This is a genomic window from Kocuria sp. CPCC 205260, assembly GCF_040981045.1.
GTDB lineage: Bacteria > Actinomycetota > Actinomycetes > Actinomycetales > Micrococcaceae > Kocuria > Kocuria palustris.
On the sequence record NZ_JAVKPT010000007.1, the window covers coordinates 32,966 to 49,059 of the forward strand.

Genomic DNA, 16,094 nt, shown 5'->3' on the forward strand with positions numbered 1-16,094 from the left:
CTCAGGCCTCCGGGCGTCCCGCGACATCCAGGGCCTGCTCGAGGGTGAAGCGCCCGGCGTAGAGGGCCTTGCCCATGATCGCGCCCTCCACACCCGAGCTCACCAGGCGGCGCAGCGCGGCGATGTCCTCCAAGGAGGCGATGCCGCCAGAGGCCACCACGGGCTTGCCCGTGCGCTGCGCGACCTGCTGCAGCAGCTCGACGTTCGGGCCCTTGAGCGTGCCGTCCTTGGTGACGTCGGTGACGACGTAGCGGGAGCAGCCGTCGGCCTCGAGGCGCTCGAGCACATCCCAGAGGTCCCCGCCCTCCTGGGTCCAGCCGCGGGCGGCCAGCGTGGTGCCGCGCACATCCAGGCCCACGGCGATGACGTCTCCGTGCTCGGCGATGACCCGTCGGGTCCACTCGGGATCCTCGAGCGCGGCGGTGCCCAGATTGATCCGGGCCGGCTCGAGCGACAGTGCGCGCTCGAGGGAGGCGTCGTCGCGGATGCCTCCGGACATCTCGATCTTCAGCGACAGCGACCGGGCCACGCTCGTGAGGACGTCGATGTTGTCCCCGGTGCCGAATGCGGCATCCAGATCGACCAGGTGCAGCCACTCGGCCCCGGCGTCCTGCCAGGCCTGCGCGGCCTCCAGCGGATCGCCGTAGCCGGTCTCGGAGCCGGACTCCCCCTGGACGAGGCGCACGGCCTGGCCGTCGCGGACGTCCACCGCCGGCAGCAGCTCGAGGCGCGGGCCGGTCTGCTCGGCGTGGTTCGTGTACTCGGTCATTGCTCTCCTCGATCGAATGCGGATGTCTCGGGGGCGGCGCTCAGCCGCGGCTGCCCGTGTACCAGGCGAAGGCGCCGTAGATGATCAAAGCGGCGGCGATGACCCCCATGATCACGACGGTGTAGCGCGGGAAGCCCTGCTTGTGGAACGAGTAGGTGCCTCCGGCCATGAAGGCTCCCAGCGCCATGACGATGACGGCCCAGCTCATGCGTCGCTCTCCTCCTGACCAGCGGTCTGCGCGTCCCGCGCGGCGAGGGCGGCGTCCAGTCGGCCCGTGCGCGGCAGCGTCTCGAGCCAGTTGCGCAGCAGCTGGAGTCCCGCCTGGCCCGACTTCTCCGGGTGGAACTGCGTGGCGGACAGTGCCCCGTTCTCCACGGCGGCGATGAAGGGGCTTCCGTGGCGCGACCAGGTGACCTGCGGCGGAAGCATGTGCTCGCTGTTCTGCTCGAACTCCCACTTCAGCACGCCGAAGGAGTGCACGAAGTAGAAGCGCTCCTGCTCGATGCCGCGGAAGAGCACGCTGGACTCGGGCGGCTCGACCGTGTTCCAGCCCATGTGCGGGACGATCGGGGCGTCCAGCCGCTCGACCGTGCCGGGCCACTGGCCCAGGCCCTCGGTCTCCGTGCCGTGCTCCACGCCGCGCTCGAACAGGACCTGCAGCCCGACGCAGATGCCCAGGACCGGGCGCCCGCCCATGAGCCGGCGCTCGATCAGACGCACCGCGCCGATCTTGCGCAGGCCCTCGGCCACCGCCTCGTAGGCGCCCACTCCGGGAACGAGCAGGCCGTCGGCGCCGGAGACCAGCTCCGGGTCGCGCGTGAGCAGGACGCGGGCACCGGCCTCCTCGAGCGCGCGGACGGCCGAGCGGACGTTGCCGGCACCATAGTCGAGCACGACCACGGACGGCGCCGACGAGGCCGGCTCCTGCGGCAGCGGCTCCCCCACGGTGTGCGGCGCGGGGATCGTGCGGCCCTTGTCGTCGACCGCGTCCTCCGGGCGGCGGATCACAGCGCGCCCTTGGTCGAGGGGATGCCGGTGACGCGCGGGTCGGGCTCGACGGCGGCGCGCAGCGCACGGGCCAGGGCCTTGAACTGGGCCTCGACGATGTGATGCGGATCCCGCCCGCGCACCAGCTCCATGTGCAGGCAGATCCCGGCGTGATGAGTCAGCGACTCGAAGACGTGCTGGGTCATGGAGCCGGTGAAGTGCCCGCCGATCAAGTGGTACTGCTGGCCCTCGGGCTCGCCGATGTGCACGCAGTACGGGCGCCCGGAGACATCGACGACGGCGTGGGCCAGCGACTCGTCCAGCGGCACGGAGGCCTCGCCGAAGCGGGCGATCCCGCGCTTGTCGCCGAGGGCGGTGCGCAGGCACTCGCCGATCACGATCGCGGTGTCCTCCACGACGTGGTGGACGTCGATGTGGGTGTCGCCGGTGGCCTGGACCGTCAGGTCGATCAGCGAGTGCTTGGACAGCGCCGTGAGCATGTGGTCGTAGAACGGCACGCTGGTCGAGATCGAGTGCTGGCCGGTGCCGTCAAGGTTCAGCTCGACGCGGATGCTGGATTCCGACGTCACGCGCTCGAGCGAGGCGGTGCGTGCGCCGTCGCTCGCTGCGGTGGTGGGCTGATCGCTCATGATGGGGCCTCCTGCGGCGGGATGGGGATTCTGTGCCGGGCCGACGTTCGAGGGCGTCAGCGACGGGCGGTTCAGCGGTTCGCGGGGTCCTGCCCTGTCTCGGAGTCCTTCGCAGCGGCGGACCGGCCCTCCAGGTGCGCGCGGACGCCGTCGAGGAACGCGGTGGTCTCCTCCTCGGTGCCGGCGGTGACGCGCAGGTGCCCGGGGATGCCGACGTCGCGGATCAGGACGCCTCGATCCAGCAGGTCCTGCCACAGGGCCGGGGCGTCGATGCCGCCGCCGAAGAACACGAAGTTGGAGTCCGATTCCGCCGGGTCCAGCTCCAACCGCTTGAGGTCATCGACGATCCGGTCGCGCTGCATGCGGATGTCGGCGACGTCGGCGAGCAGAGTCGTGCGATGGCGCAGCGCCGCCAGAGCGGTCGCCTGGGTCACCGCGGAGAGGTGATACGGCAGGCGCACCAGACGCACGGCATCGGCGATCTCCGGTGCGGCGGCGAAGTAGCCGATACGCGCACCGGCCAGGGCGAAGGCCTTGGACATGGTGCGGCTGACGACCAGGCGCGGACGGCCTTCGAGCAGGCGCAGCGCGGTGCGCTCCGGGAAGCGGGAGAACTCGGCATAGGCCTCATCGACCACCACCACGGTGTTCGACTCCTCGCCGGCGCGGTAGACGGCATCGACGACGTCGTCCTCCAGCGCGGTGCCCGTGGGGTTGTTGGGCGAGCACAGCAGCACGATGCTCGGGCGGTGCTCGCGGACCTGTGCGGCGGCCGATTCGGCGCTGAGCGTGAAGTCCTCGGCGCGCGCGCCCGGGATGAACTCCGTGTTCGTGCCGGCTGAGAGCAGCGGGTACATGGAGTAGGACGGCACGAAGGCCAGCACACGACGACCGGGGCCGCCGAAGGCCTGCATGAGCTGCTGGAGGATCTCGTTGGAGCCGTTGGCGGCCCAGATGTTGTCCTGGTCCAGGCTGTGGCCCAGGTATTCGGCCAGCTCGCGGCGCAGCTGCGTGAACTCGCGGTCCGGGTAGCGGTTGAGGGTTCCCACGACCCGCGAGACCTCGGCGACGATGGCGTCCTGGACGTCCTGCGGCACCGGATGCGTGTTCTCGTTGGTGTTCAGGGCGATGGGGACGTCGATCTGCGGCGCCCCGTAGGGGGACTTGCCGCGCAGGTCGTGGCGCAGGGGAAGCGACGCGAGCCGTTCGGCTCGCGTGGCGCCCTCGGTGCTGGGTGTCGCGCTCTGAGAAGTCACCAGGACAGTCTACGAGGCGCGGACGGGGCCTCCAGCATCCGACGGCGGCCGAACCCACCGTCCTGCGGCTCAGGCCGCGGGAACCAGCACCTGCTGGCCCGGGGAGACCTGGGCGGAGTCCAGCTCGTTGAGCTCGACGATCTGCAGGACGACGTCCCGGGTGTCGCGCTGCGGCTCGGCCTGCTGAGCGACCTCCCAGAGGCTCTGGCCGGGCTGGACGGTCACGGAGTCGACCCCGGGGCCCTCGGCTGGCTCGGTTCCGGCGGTGACGTGGGAGGGTGCGATCAGCACGACCAGCAGTGCGGCCGCGGCCAGCACGCCGAGCATGGTCGGCAGGCCGATCAGCAGCAGCCGCCCGCGGCGGGTCAGGCGCATGGGCGAGGACGCGGATCGCGCCGGTGCGGAGGCCTCCGGCTCCTTCACGGCGGGCAGGGTCCGAGACTGCGGTGCAGCTGCGCGACCGCCCGGAATGACGCGCAGAGCCGGACGGCGCCCCTCCGACTCCTTGAGCCGCGCAGCGGGGCGTCGGCGCAGGGCGGGCACGGCGGAGGAGAGCTCCTGCGCGAAGGCACGGCCCCCGCTGCGCAGGGCGCTGACGAGGGGGATGCTGCCGGTGGAGGACGAGTGCGACAGGACAGCGGTGCTGATCACGGACATGGGATGCACTCCTTCTTGCCGAGGGACGGACGGTGACAGACGGTGCGGGTGGTGCGGGTGGTGGCCGCTCCCGTGTTCGAACCTGTGTCGGATTCGAGACCCGATCCCGGTTCTCGAATACGTGTTCGAACTGCTTACGACCATTTCTAGCACCTGTGTACGACTCGTGTCGAGACACGATCGAACAGATGTTTGAAGGTGACGTCCGGCTCACGTAGCCTCAGCGAGAGGACTGTGCAGGTCGGAGGCCCTGGCGGGGCCTCGAGGACGAGTCAACGCAACCGCTCAGACAGCACAAGGCGGCCACGGCGCGGCGCGAGCGCGTCGCCGCGGCCCAGCACGCAGCGCACCCGGCGATCCGGAGGCGCCCATCGACGGAAGACGAGGACGGACATGGCAGCCAGCGGCACCGGTCGCACGCAGCGCGGCTCAGGCGGCACGGCCCGGGCGACGGGCTCCGAGTCCTCCCGGCGCAAGGGCCTGACCCCGCGGCAGCGCACGATCCTGGAGGTCATCCAGCGCGCCGTCGCCGCCCACGGCTATCCCCCGTCCATGCGCGAGATCGGCGACCTGGTGGGCCTGAAGTCCCTGTCGAGCGTGACCCACCAGCTCAATCAGCTCGAGCGGCAGGGCTACCTGCGCCGCGACCCCAAGCGCCCGCGCGCCCTCGAGGTCCTGGTGCCCCTGCATCTGCTTGGCGATCCCGAGGCGGAGGCCGCCTCCGCCGTCGCCGAGGCTCCGGCCGCTTCGGAGGCGCCGGAGCTGGACGACGACCTGCCGTCGATCGGCTCCGCGGACGTCTCGTTCGTGCCGCTCGTCGGCCGGATCGCCGCCGGCACCCCGATCACCGCCGAGCAGCAGGTCGAGGACCGCATGGCCCTGCCGCGCCAGCTCACCGGCCACGGCGAGCTGTTCATGCTGCGGGTCTCCGGCGACTCCATGATCGATGCCGCCATCTGCGACGGCGACTGGGTCGTGGTGCGCGCTCAGGCCACCGCCGAGAACGGGGAGATCGTGGCGGCCCTGCTGGACGACGAGGCCACGGTGAAGACCTTCCGCCAGCGCGACGGACACACCTGGCTGCTTCCTCAGAACTCGCAGTACGAGCCGATCCTGGGCGACCACGCCACGGTGATGGGCAAGGTCGTCTCGGTCCTGCGCAGCCTCTGAACACGCAGATCACCGCCATGACGAGCGGCTGAGGACGGATCCGTCCTCAGCCGTTCGTCGCTCATCCCCTGCCGGTCGCAGCAGCCCGATCCACTGCCAGTACGTGGCCGAGAACAGCAGGATGAGCAGGTAGCCGACGATCGTCAGCGGGATGCCGGTGCGCAGGAACAGCTGCGTGGTGAGCGCGCCCGTGCCGTAGGCGAGCATGTTCTGCGGGGCGGAGATCGGCAGCAGGAATCCGAAGCAGATCAGGAACTGCATGATCAGCCCGAAGCCCACGCCCTCGCCGGGCGGGTCCGGGATCGACACGGCCAGGGCGATGAACACCGGGATCAGCGCGCTCGACATGGACGTGGCCGAGGCGAATCCCAGGTGGATCAGGATCGTGAACGCGCCGACGATCGCGATGATCGCGAGCACCGGCAGACCCGTGATCCCGAGCCCGTCGAACACGGCCGCCGACAGCCATGCCGCCGCCCCGGTCTCCAGCAGCACGGATCCCAGCGAGATGATGACCGCGAAGACCACGAGCGTCCCCCAGCTCACGAGCTCCTCCACGGTCTCCCAGGAGTAGACCCCGATGCGCGGCAGCAGCATGACGCCGATGGCGCACAGTGTCACGGTGGTGGCGTCGATGTCGTGCAGCGAGCCCTGGGTGGACCAGAAGGCCAGCAGGATGACGGCCACAGCCGCCAGGCGCTTCTCCGCCCCGGTCATGGGCCCGAGCTCCGTCAGGGACTTCTGGACGATCTCACGGCCGCCCTCCAGACGGTCGATCTCGGGCCTGATGGTGGCCCGCATCACGAAGTGGAGCACCACGGACATCACCGCAGCCCAGGGAGCGCCGGCGGCGAACCACTGCGGCCAGGAGATCGTGGCCCCCATGGACTCCTGGATGAATCCGACGGCCACGAGGTTCTGGGCTGCGGCGGTCCGCACGCCGATGTTCCAGATCGAGATCGACTGCGCCGCGGTGATGACCATGAGCGCGCCCAGCCGGGACTCGGTCGTGGCCTGCATGCCCGCAGCCAGCGCCAGCGCCGCCGCCACGAGCGCCACCGCCGAGGAGCCGAAGCCGGCGAGGGCGCAGCCCAGGGCATCGCTGGTCCCCAGCGCCTCCCCCGAGCCGTCAGGTGCCGGCGACGCTCAGCCCATCAGGGGTCGGCATCAACATGACGACGGCCAGCACGATGATCTCCAGCCCCAGCCACACCGGGCGCATGCTCAGGTGGGCCTTGCGGGAATGCGGTCCGCGGGACTTCTCGGAGCGCAGCCCGGCGGTGGCGCGCTCCTCCGAGCGGGCCTCCTGCCCTGCCTTGGCCCGTCGACGCGCCGCCGTCCGCAGCCGGGACGGATTCCCCCCGTCCCCGCGAGATCTTCCCGTTGCGTCCTCGCCGCTGCGCGCATCGACCATGATGAGCTCCTTCTTCGTCGAAAGAGCGGACTCTTCTGATATCCAGAGTCACATGGATCGAAACGCAGTAGGTATGGATTGCGCGCGGTTGCCCCGGCCGGCTCAGTCCTGGCCGTGCAGCCGCTGCAGCGCCGAGTGGACGGTCTTCCGGTCGGTCGTCGTCCACAGCGGAGGCAGGCTGGCGCGCAGGAACCCGCCGTAGCGCGCCGTGGCGATCCGCGAGTCCAGCACCGCCACCACGCCGCGATCGCTCGTGGAGCGGATCAGTCGACCCGCTCCCTGGGCCAGGCGCACAGCGGCGTGTGTGGCCGAGATCGCCATGAACCCGTTGCCTCCGCTGTCGGCGACCGCGCGGGTGCGCGCCGTGGACAGCGGATCATCCGGGCGCGGGAACGGGATGCGGTCGATCAGCACCAGACGGCAGGAGTCGCCGGGCACGTCGACTCCCTGCCACAGCCCCATGGTCCCGAACAGCGACGTGTCCGGCTCCTCGGCGAACTGGGAGACGAGCGCGCTGAGCGTGGACTCGCCCTGGCACAGGATCGACAGGCCTGTTCGCTCGCGCATCACCTCCGCGGCCTCCTCCGCCGCTCGGCGCGAGGAGAACAGCCCGAGGGCTCCCCCGCCGGAGGCTTCGAGCAGATCCTGGATCTCCTGCAGCATCCCGTCGGAGAGCTGACGCCCGGGCTTGTCCAGGTGCTTCGCCATGTAGAGGATGCCCTGGCGCGGGTAGTCGAAGGGGCTGCCGACGTCGATGCCGTCCCACTTCGGTGCGCCGGAGCCCTTGAGTCCCAGATCGCCGGCCACGGCGTCGAAGGACTCGCCCACCGTCAGGGTAGCCGAGGTCAGCACGACCGTGCGGCCCTCGAACAGGCCCTCGCGCAGGCGCCCGCCCACGTTCAGCGGCGCGATGCTGAGGGTCGCCGGATCGGAGTCATCGGCCGGGACGTAGCCGCGGCCGGGCTCCCAGCCGCCCTGGCGCGACAGCCACATCACCTCGCGCGCCTCGTGCGCGCCGAGCAGCCGCTCCGCGAGCTCGAGGGTCTCGCTCAGCCGCGATCGCGTCATCTGCCGGCCGCCGTCGGTGTCGCGCCCGCCGTCCTTGGACTCGGGCTTGGTCTCCGACAGCGCGGTGCGTGCGGCCTCGCGGATGCGGGCGACGGCCGCCGACATCGGCTCGGTCAGCCCCCTGGCCAGCAGCTCGGCCGGCACGCCTTCGAGGGCCTTCTCGAGATCGTCCGCCCCGGAGGCCAGCTCCTCGTGCTTGGCGGTGGTGTGCTTGCGCACGGAGGCGGCCACCGAGCGCACCGTGGCCGCGGACATGGCTCCAGAGACGGCTCCCGTCACCCGGTCCCGCAACTCGTGGGCCTCGTCGACCACCACGACGTCGTGCTCGGGCAGGACCTGGATGGATTCGAAGGCGTTGATCGCCAGCAGGGCGTGATTGGTGATGATGATGTCGGCCTCGGCCGCCCGGGCCTTGGCGAGCTCGGCGAAGCAGCTCTCCACGAGCGGGCAGCTGCGGCCCAGGCACTCGCGCGCGGAGACGGAGACCTGCCGCCAGGCGGCGTCGGTGACGCCCGGGGTGACGTCGTCCCGGTCGCCGGTATCGGTGACCTCCGCCCATTCGCGCAGGCGCTTGACCTCCAGCCCTAGCCGTCCGGCGCGGGAGCTCGATGCGGCCGGGGGATGCGGGCCGTCGTCGGGCATGGCGAACAGGGCGCCGCCCTCGTCCTCGGGATAGCCGCCCTCGATCTTGTGCAGGCAGGCGTAGTTGCTGCGGCCCTTGAGCAGCGCGACCTCGAGGTCCTCCGGCAGCTCCTCTGACAGGACGTCGAGCAGGCGGGGGACGTCTCGGCCGACCACCTGGGACTGCAGCGCGAGCGTGGCGGTGGCGACCACCACGGGGCGCTCGGCCGTGCGCGCGTGCTGGACCAGCGGGGTCAGGTAGGCCAGCGACTTGCCGGTGCCCGTGCCGGCCTGGACCAGCAGGTGGCGGTTCAGCTCGAGGGCCTCGGCGACCTTGCCCGCCATCAGGCGCTGGCCGTCGCGGCGCTGACCCCCCAGGGCCTCGACAGCCGTGTCCAGAAGGTGCAGCGCGTCGGCTCCGCCGGGCAGCGACTCCGGGCGGACGTCCACGACGGGGCGTCCGGAGGCATCCCGGAATCCCGTGCTGGCCCCCTCCACGCTCAGCGCGCCTCGGCGCCGGAGGCGGCCTGCTCAGCGGAGCCGGCGTCTGCTGCGTCCGAGGCCGCGGCGTCCGTGCCGTCGCCGGGCACGCCCTGCCCGAACTGCTGGGCGTCCTGCCACACATAGCGCTGCAGCTCGCCGGCCAGGTCCTCGCGCACCTTCACGAGCAGGTGCGTGCCCTCGCCCAGGTACTCGGTGCGCAGGATCTCGGCGTCCCAGCCGTGCAGCCGCGAGACGATGTCGCCGTCGGTGAACGGGACCAGCAGGTCCAGCACGTGATCGGGGCGCGGGATCGCCTCGGAGATGCGCTGCTTGAGCTCGTCGATGCCCTCGCCCGTGCGGGCCGAGACGACGACGACGTCGCGGTGGGTGTTGCGCATCCGCTGCACCACGAACGGGTCGGCCGCATCGGCCTTGTTCAGCGCGATGATCTCCGGCAGGTCGAGGGCGTCGATATCCGCGAGGACCTCGTGGACCGCGCGGATCTGCCCCTCGGGATCCGGGTGCGAGGCGTCCACGACGTGGACGATCACATCCGAGTCGGCGACCTCCTCGAGGGTCGAGCGGAAGGCCTCGACGAGCTGCGTGGGCAGCGAGCGCACGAAGCCGACCGTGTCCGAGAGCGTGTAGCCGATGCCGTCCGGAGTCTCGGCCTTGCGGACCGTGGGATCCAGAGTGGCGAACAGGGCGTTCTCCACGAGCGCTCCTGCATCCGTGAGCCGGTTGAGCAGCGAGGACTTGCCCGCGTTCGTGTACCCGGCGATCGCGACCGAGGGCACCGAGTTGCGACGGCGGTTCAGCCTCTTGGCCTCGCGCGAGGGCTTCATGGCGGCGATCTCGCGACGCAGCTTGGCCATGCGTGCGCGGATCCGGCGGCGGTCCATCTCGATCTTGGTCTCACCGGGACCGCGCGAGCCGATGCCCTCGCCGCCCGCGGCGCGACCGCCCGCCTGGCGGGAGAGGCTCTCGCCCCAGCCGCGCAGGCGCGGGAGCATGTACTCGAGCTGGGCCAGCTCGACCTGGGCCTTGCCCTCCTTGGACTTGGCGTGCTGGGCGAAGATGTCAAGGATCAGTCCGGTCCGGTCGATGACCTTGACCTTGACGACGTCCTCCAGGGCGCGGCGCTGCGACGGGGCCAGCTCCTCGTCCACGACGACGGTGTCCGCCCCCGTGGCCGCCACGATGTCCTTGAGCTCCAGGGCCTTGCCCGAGCCCAGATAGGTGGCCGGATCCGGGTTGGTGCGGCGCTGGATGATGCCGTCGAGGACCTCGGAGCCGGCGGTCTCGGCCAGGGCCGCGAGCTCGCGCAGGGAGTTCTCCGCCTCGGAGGCCGGGCCGGTGGTCCACAGCCCGGCGAGCACGACCTTCTCGAGGCGCAGCTCGCGGTACTCGACCTCGGTGATGTCCTCGAGCTCGGTGGACAGGTTGGCCACGCGGCGCAGCGACTGCCGCTCGGACAGCTCCATCTGGGCGCCGTCGACGTCGGTGTGCACGCTCCGGTCCGCGAGCTCGCGGGCGCGTCCGCTCAGGACATCGCGGCGCCCGCCGCCTGCCGGAGCTCCCTCGGCAGCCTCCTGGGAGGTCCCTGCCTCCGAGCCGGAATCGTCGGGGGCGGACCGGTCGTCCCGGTCCCGGCGCTGCTGGGCGCGCGAGAGCACCCGAGCGACGACGTCCTCGAGCTGCTGATCGGTGGGCGTGGCGCCGGTGGGCTCGGCACCGCTGTCGGGGATGTGGGTCATGGATCCTTTTCGGGTGGTCTGACACGCCGTGCGCGGGCTCGGGGAATGAGGCCGCAGAGGCTCGATCAAGGCTACAGCGCAGCACGGACGCGGTTTGTTCCGCGACGGCGCCTGTGCAGCGGATCCGGGGCCGCCGTCGGGAGCGGCCGGGCCGCGAGCCCATCGCCCGGCGACCTACCATGGTCCCCATGTCCGAGACCCCTGGCGCCCACTACTTCACGACTCCGCAGGACGAGGAGCGCCGCTCGCGGATCCGGGTGCAGCTGCGCGGCCGGGAGGTCTCCGTCGAGACCGCCGGCGGGGTGTTCTCCCCCAAGGGCCTGGACAAGGGCACCGCGATCCTGCTCGACGAGGTCCCCGATCCGACGGGCGCCGAGCTGCTGGACCTGGGCTGCGGCTGGGGCCCGGTGGCGATCGCCATGGCTCAGGCTGGACAGCCGGGGGCACGGGTGACGGCCGTGGACGTCAACGACCGTTCCCTGGGTCTGACCCGCGACAACGCGGCGGCCCTGGGTCTGACTGGCGTGGAGGCTCTGCGCCCCGAGGACGTCCCCGACGACCGCCGGTTCGACACGATCTGGTCGAACCCGCCGATCCGCATCGGCAAGCAGGCGCTGCACGAGCTGCTGCTGCTGTGGCTGCCGCGCCTGGCCTCCGGCGGCACCGCCTGGCTGGCGGTGCAGAAGAACCTGGGTGCGGACACCCTGCAGTCCTGGCTCGCCACCGCGCTGCCGGAGGCCGCCGCAGGGGCCTGGGAGGTCCGGCGCACGGCGACCGCCAAGGGCTTCCGTATCCTCGCCGTCACCCGGGGCTGATCACCCCAGCTGGCGGCCGCCGCGCCGGAGGACTCCAGCAATACCCCGGGACGCTGCTCGTCGAGCCGTGTCCAGGGCAGATTCGGCCGCCCGTGCAACCCGCTGAGGGCGCCTCAGGCGAAGACGCCGCGCGCCACGATCTCTGCCGGTCCGGCCAGCACCACATGCTCAGCGCCGTCCGGCCCGGGCACGAAGGTCGCCGAGACGATGCCGCCGGGCACCTGGACCAGGTACTCATCGGGTGCCGAGGCCCCCGCCCAGAACCGCGTCGCGGCCGCGGCGGCGCAGGCCCCGGTGCCGCAGGACTGGGTCTCCCCCACCCCGCGCTCGTGGACGCGCATGCGCAGCCGGCCGATGCCGTCGCCCTCGTCGTCGGCCGGGACCACGAACTCCACATTGGTGCCGTCGGGAGGCGTGGGGCTCACCTCCGGCTGGGTCCACAGCTGCAGGTGATCGAGCTTCTCTCCCTCGGCCAGCGCCACCACGGTGTGCGGGTTGCCCATGGTGATCGAGACCCCCGGACGAGGGACCTTCAGGCCCTGGGCCGTCACGACGGCATCGGAGCCCCGCTCGCGCGCCCGGTCGCCGTCGATGAATCCCCACGGCCCCATGTCCACGGCGAAGCCGTCGGGCGTGGCGGCGACCGTCTTGAGGCCTCCGCGGGTGCCGATGCGCAGCATGGCGCCCTCTGGCAGCTCCACCAGGCCCTGCTGCAGCAGCGCTCGGACGAACACGCGCACGCCGTTGCCGCACATCTCGGCGATCGAGCCGTCGCCGTTGCGGTAGTCCATGAACCACTCGGCCGACGGATCCTGCTCGAGCAGCTCCCGGCCCTCGGGCAGCGCCGAGGAGCGGATGAGGCGGATGAAGCCGTCGCCGCCGATGCCTTGGTGGCGGTCGCAGGCCCGTCGGACCACGTCGTCGTCCAGCAGCAGCTGCCCGTCCGGGTCCACCACGAGCACGAAGTCATTGCCCGTGCCGTGGCCCTTGAGGAACTCCATCCCGCTGAGCTCGCCGAAGACCGACGGGGCCTCCTGCGCGGAAGCGGTCTCGGTGGTGGTCTCGGCAGTCACGGGGTCGTCCTCCTGGGTCGGTGTGCGGGCGTCCACCCCAGCATGCTAGTCCGCGCTGAGGATCCGCTGGACCTGCTCCACGAGGTCCTCGGCACCGGCCTCGAGCCAGTGCACGCGCTGATCGGCGCGGAACCAGGTGAGCTGGCGTCGGGCGAACTGGCGGGTGGCCACGGTCGTGGCCTCGATGGCCTGTGCGCGATCGGTGCGCCCCAGCACGACGTCGGCGAACTGCGGATAGCCCAGCGCACGGCCTGCGGTGGGGCTCTCGAGCAGTCCGAGCGGCAGCAGGCGCGCGACCTCGCCCTCCAGACCGGCCTCGGCCATGGCCTGCACGCGATCGGCCAGGCGCTGATGCAGCACGGCGCGATCGGTGTCCAGACCGATCTGCACGGCAGGCTGGTGATACGTGCGCGTGGGCATGAACGACGTGAACGGCCGCCCGGTCACCTCCAGGACCTCGAGCGCCCGGATGAGGCGGCGGTCGTCGTGCACGCGCTGGGCGGAGGCAGGATCGGCCTCCTGCAGCCGTCGGCGCAGCGGCCCCTCGCCGTGGTCCTGCAGCTCCTGCATCAGGCGAGCGCGGACCTGCGGGTCGGTGCCGGGGAACTCGATCTCATCGAGCGCGGCGCGCACGTAGAGGCCCGAGCCGCCCACCAGGATCGGCACGCGACGGCGCGAGCGGATGTCCTCGAAGCACTCCCGGGCTGCGCGCTGGAAGCGGGCCACCGAGGCCTCCTGGCGCACGTCCAGGATGTCCAGGAGATGGTGCGGGACCCCCCGACGCTGAGCCTCCGTGACCTTGGCGGTGCCGATGTCCATGCCCCGGTAGAACTGCATGGAGTCGGCGTTGACGACCTCCCCGTCCAGCCGCTGGGCCAGGGCGATCGCCAGGTCCGACTTGCCGGTCCCGGTGGGCCCGACGATCCCGACGACCGGCATCTGGCCTGCCCGGACCTGAGGCGCTGCGCTCACGCTCCGCGCACGGGCAGTGACGGCATGCCGAGGCTCACCGCACCGCCCGCGCCGCCGGCGGCACCGCCGCTCGGCGCTGCGCAGGAGGCGGCCTGCTCGCGCTCCCAGGCATCCCCGCCGCGCGAGCGGCGCAGCCGGTACTGGCCGGGCTGCGGATCGGCGATCAGGTGATAGGCGGCCGCCCGGGTCACGGGCACGGTCACGAAGTCACCCGGGCGCGGGGCCTGCTCGCCCTCGGGCACCGAGAAGTGGACCAGGCGCTGGTCGGGTGCGCGCCCCGAGAGGCGATGGGTGGCCTCGGACTTGCGCCCCGTGTCCGCGGTGACCAGCAGCTCGAGGGTGCGACCCACCAGCTGCTCGTTCTCCTCGGCGGCGATCCGGTCCTGCAGGGCCACCAGGCGCTCGTAGCGGTGCTGGACGACCTCCTTGGGCAGCTGGTCCTCGCGCTCGCCTGCCGGAGTGCCCGGGCGCACGGAGTACTGGAAGGTGAAGGCCGAGGAGAACCGGGAGCGCTCGACGACGTCGAGGGTGTCCTGGAAGTCCTCCTCGGTCTCACCAGGGAAGCCCACGATGATGTCGGTGGTGATCGCAGCGTGCGGGATCTGCTCGCGGACCTTCTCCAGGATCCGCAGGAACCTGGCGGAGCGGTAGGACCGACGCATGTCCTTGAGCACCCGATCCGACCCGGACTGCAGCGGCATGTGCAGCTGCGGCATGACATTGGGGGTCTCGGCCATGGCGTCGATGACGTCGTCGGTGAAGGCGGCCGGATGCGGGGAGGTGAAGCGCACGCGCTCCAGCCCCTCGATCTGCCCGCAGGCGCGCAGCAGCTTGGAGAAGGCCTGGCGGTCGCCGAAGGAGACGCCGTAGGAGTTCACGTTCTGCCCCAGCAGGGTGACCTCGACCGCGCCCTGATCCACGAGCGCCTGGACCTCGGCCAGGATGTCGCCGGGCCGACGGTCCTCCTCCTTGCCGCGCAGCGACGGCACGATGCAGAACGTGCACGTGTTGTTGCATCCCACCGAGATCGAGACCCAGCCCGCGTAGGCCTGGTCCCGCTTGGTCGGCAGCGCCGACGGGAAGGTCTCCAGCGACTCGAGGATCTCGATCTGCGCGTCCTCGTTGTGCCGAGCGCGCTCGAGCAGGGTCGGCAGAGAGCCGATGTTGTGGGTTCCGAACACGACGTCGACGACCGGTGAGGTCTCCAGGATCCGATCCTGGTCCTTCTGCGCCAGGCATCCGCCCACAGCCACCTGCATGCGCTCGTTGCGCTTCTTGGGTCCCACGAGCTGGGAGAGGTTGCCGTAGAGCTTGTTGTCGGCGTTCTCGCGCACCGCGCAGGTGTTGAACACGATGAGATCCGGCTCGTCCTCCGGCTGGGCGGGGACGTAGCCGGCGGTCTCGAGCATCCCGGAGATCCGCTCGGAGTCGTGGACGTTCATCTGGCAGCCGAAGGTGCGCACCTCATAGGAGCGCGGGGCCTCGAGCACGGGGACCTCGGGGGCGAGCGTGGAGGGGCCGGTCTGGGCGGTATCGAGGCGGGGAGTCACGCGACAAGGATAGTGAGTCGGTCAAATCTCCCGCTCCCCCGCTGCACCGAGCCGAGGCCATCCTCCTCAGAGGCTCTCCGGCTCCTCGAGCAGGCCGTCATCGCCGGTGCCGTGGTCGTCCAGCACGCCGCGCACGACCTCGAAGGCCAGCCCCGGGGCGTAGCCCTTGCGCGCCAGGGCGGAGACCATGCGGCGGATGAGCTTCTGCTTGGCCTGGCGATCTGCCAGCTGCGCCTGAAGCGCCGGACCCGACGGCAGCTTGCGGCGCGCGAGCTCCACGGCATCCGCCCGCTCGTCGTCATCGGTGCGCTGGGCGAGGGCCTGCTCGACGAGGTCCCGGTCCACGCCCTTGCGCTGCAGCTCCATGCGCAGGGCCGGGCGGGCCAGCTTGCGGGTCTCCGCCCGCTGCCGGACGTAGGACTGCGCGAAGGCCTGATCGTCCACGAGCTCGACCTGCTCGAAGCGATCCAGCACCGCCCGTGCCACGGACTCCGGGATGTCCTTGTCCGCGAGCTTGTCCTCGAGCTGCTGGCGCGACTTGGCCGAGGCGGTGAGCTGGCGCAGCACGATGGCGCGCGCCGTCTCATGCAGCTGCTCCTGCTGCTCAGCGGCCTCCGTGGGATCCGAGGGCATGTCGCGGTCGCTGCGCACGGCACGCCCCATGCGGCGGGCGCGCTGCTGGGCTCTGAGACGGCGGCGGTCGTAGTCCGACTCGCCGAGCTCATCCGCCAGCGTGTCCTGCGGCAGCTGATCGCTGTCCTGCACGGGCAGGTCGTCTGGGTCCACGAGGATCGGCGCTCCTGAGCTGTGTCTCTGGTCTGCAGGGTCTCTGGCCCGTGCGATCTCCGGTCA

16 protein-coding genes are annotated in these 16,094 nt (G+C 71.5%); 2 read left to right on the forward strand and 14 right to left on the reverse strand.

The window, feature by feature from the left end:
* Nucleotide 1 precedes the first annotated feature (1 nt).
* From priA to RF645_RS10805, 6 genes are all read right to left on the reverse strand, one after another.
* Nucleotides 2–769: a bifunctional 1-(5-phosphoribosyl)-5-((5-phosphoribosylamino)methylideneamino)imidazole-4-carboxamide isomerase/phosphoribosylanthranilate isomerase PriA gene (priA, locus tag RF645_RS10780; protein WP_058872303.1), complete on the reverse strand. Its 768-nt coding sequence runs from the start codon at nucleotides 767–769 to the stop codon at nucleotides 2–4.
* A gap of 40 nt (nucleotides 770–809) precedes the next feature.
* Complete coding sequence (locus RF645_RS10785; RefSeq protein ID WP_137803089.1) at nucleotides 810–977, reverse strand: DUF945 domain-containing protein; 168 nt, start codon at nucleotides 975–977, stop codon at nucleotides 810–812.
* Nucleotides 974–1,732: an imidazole glycerol phosphate synthase subunit HisH gene (gene hisH / locus RF645_RS10790; protein WP_171004204.1), complete on the reverse strand. Its 759-nt coding sequence runs from the start codon at nucleotides 1,730–1,732 to the stop codon at nucleotides 974–976. The genes RF645_RS10785 and hisH overlap by 4 nt, the downstream gene beginning before the upstream one ends.
* Before the next feature lie 41 nt (nucleotides 1,733–1,773).
* Nucleotides 1,774–2,406: an imidazoleglycerol-phosphate dehydratase HisB gene (gene hisB / locus RF645_RS10795; RefSeq protein ID WP_058872302.1), complete on the reverse strand. Its 633-nt coding sequence runs from the start codon at nucleotides 2,404–2,406 to the stop codon at nucleotides 1,774–1,776.
* 71 nt (nucleotides 2,407–2,477) lie between these two features.
* Complete coding sequence (locus tag RF645_RS10800; protein WP_058872301.1) at nucleotides 2,478–3,662, reverse strand: histidinol-phosphate transaminase; 1,185 nt, start codon at nucleotides 3,660–3,662, stop codon at nucleotides 2,478–2,480.
* Between the two features lie 69 nt (nucleotides 3,663–3,731).
* Entirely contained in the window at nucleotides 3,732–4,319 is a 588-nt protein-coding gene (locus RF645_RS10805; RefSeq protein ID WP_235586846.1) for a LysM peptidoglycan-binding domain-containing protein, read from the reverse strand.
* A 393-nt stretch (nucleotides 4,320–4,712) separates the two neighbouring features.
* On the opposite strand from RF645_RS10805, the gene lexA reads away from it, so the two are divergent.
* Complete coding sequence (lexA, locus tag RF645_RS10810) at nucleotides 4,713–5,489, forward strand: transcriptional repressor LexA (RefSeq protein ID WP_235586845.1); 777 nt, start codon at nucleotides 4,713–4,715, stop codon at nucleotides 5,487–5,489.
* A gap of 9 nt (nucleotides 5,490–5,498) precedes the next feature.
* Here the strand turns inward: lexA and RF645_RS10815 are convergent, their stop codons facing one another.
* From RF645_RS10815 to hflX, 4 genes are all read right to left on the reverse strand, one after another.
* On the reverse strand, nucleotides 5,499–6,548 hold the full coding sequence (locus tag RF645_RS10815; protein WP_235586844.1) for an SLC13 family permease: 1,050 nt from the start codon (nucleotides 6,546–6,548) through the stop codon (nucleotides 5,499–5,501).
* 70 nt (nucleotides 6,549–6,618) lie between these two features.
* Nucleotides 6,619–6,903, reverse strand: a complete 285-nt coding sequence (locus RF645_RS10820) for a hypothetical protein (RefSeq protein ID WP_058872299.1) — start codon at nucleotides 6,901–6,903, stop codon at nucleotides 6,619–6,621.
* A gap of 102 nt (nucleotides 6,904–7,005) precedes the next feature.
* The gene (locus RF645_RS10825) at nucleotides 7,006–9,090 is read right to left on the reverse strand and encodes an ATP-dependent DNA helicase (protein ID WP_280614868.1); all 2,085 of its coding nucleotides are present in this window, start codon (nucleotides 9,088–9,090) and stop codon (nucleotides 7,006–7,008) included.
* A gap of 2 nt (nucleotides 9,091–9,092) precedes the next feature.
* Entirely contained in the window at nucleotides 9,093–10,832 is a 1,740-nt protein-coding gene (gene hflX / locus RF645_RS10830; RefSeq protein WP_368819083.1) for a GTPase HflX, read from the reverse strand.
* 179 nt (nucleotides 10,833–11,011) lie between these two features.
* Between hflX and RF645_RS10835 the strand changes: the two genes are divergently transcribed.
* Nucleotides 11,012–11,647 carry a class I SAM-dependent methyltransferase gene (locus RF645_RS10835; RefSeq protein ID WP_201023921.1) on the forward strand — a complete coding sequence of 212 codons (636 nt, stop codon included), beginning with the start codon at nucleotides 11,012–11,014 and terminating at the stop codon, nucleotides 11,645–11,647.
* 113 nt (nucleotides 11,648–11,760) lie between these two features.
* Here RF645_RS10835 and dapF read toward each other — a convergent pair whose 3' ends face one another.
* From dapF to RF645_RS10855, 4 genes are all read right to left on the reverse strand, one after another.
* Nucleotides 11,761–12,648, reverse strand: coding sequence for a diaminopimelate epimerase (gene dapF, locus RF645_RS10840; protein WP_058872325.1), 888 nt, complete (start codon nucleotides 12,646–12,648; stop codon nucleotides 11,761–11,763).
* 117 nt (nucleotides 12,649–12,765) lie between these two features.
* Nucleotides 12,766–13,659, reverse strand: a complete 894-nt coding sequence (gene miaA / locus RF645_RS10845) for a tRNA (adenosine(37)-N6)-dimethylallyltransferase MiaA (protein WP_058872297.1) — start codon at nucleotides 13,657–13,659, stop codon at nucleotides 12,766–12,768.
* Nucleotides 13,660–13,688: 29 nt separating this feature from the next.
* A complete protein-coding gene (gene miaB, locus RF645_RS10850) occupies nucleotides 13,689–15,182 on the reverse strand; it encodes a tRNA (N6-isopentenyl adenosine(37)-C2)-methylthiotransferase MiaB (RefSeq protein WP_040560749.1) in 1,494 nt (497 codons plus the stop codon).
* 126 nt (nucleotides 15,183–15,308) lie between these two features.
* A complete protein-coding gene (locus RF645_RS10855; protein WP_235586843.1) occupies nucleotides 15,309–16,028 on the reverse strand; it encodes a regulatory protein RecX in 720 nt (239 codons plus the stop codon).
* Nucleotides 16,029–16,094: the final 66 nt, after the last annotated feature.

Coding starts and splice junctions, on each gene's coding strand:
- priA (WP_058872303.1), bottom strand. CDS start 769: ATGACCGAGTACACGAACCACGCCGAGCAGACCGGCCCGCGCCTCGAG.
- hisB (WP_058872302.1), bottom strand. CDS start 2,406: ATGAGCGATCAGCCCACCACCGCAGCGAGCGACGGCGCACGCACCGCC.
- RF645_RS10820 (WP_058872299.1), bottom strand. CDS start 6,903: ATGGTCGATGCGCGCAGCGGCGAGGACGCAACGGGAAGATCTCGCGGG.
- hflX (WP_368819083.1), bottom strand. CDS start 10,832: ATGACCCACATCCCCGACAGCGGTGCCGAGCCCACCGGCGCCACGCCC.
- RF645_RS10805 (WP_235586846.1), bottom strand. CDS start 4,319: ATGTCCGTGATCAGCACCGCTGTCCTGTCGCACTCGTCCTCCACCGGC.
- lexA (WP_235586845.1), top strand. CDS start 4,713: ATGGCAGCCAGCGGCACCGGTCGCACGCAGCGCGGCTCAGGCGGCACG.
- dapF (WP_058872325.1), bottom strand. CDS start 12,648: ATGGAGTTCCTCAAGGGCCACGGCACGGGCAATGACTTCGTGCTCGTG.
- RF645_RS10835 (WP_201023921.1), top strand. CDS start 11,012: ATGGTCCCCATGTCCGAGACCCCTGGCGCCCACTACTTCACGACTCCG.
- RF645_RS10785 (WP_137803089.1), bottom strand. CDS start 977: ATGAGCTGGGCCGTCATCGTCATGGCGCTGGGAGCCTTCATGGCCGGA.
- miaA (WP_058872297.1), bottom strand. CDS start 13,659: ATGCCGGTCGTCGGGATCGTCGGGCCCACCGGGACCGGCAAGTCGGAC.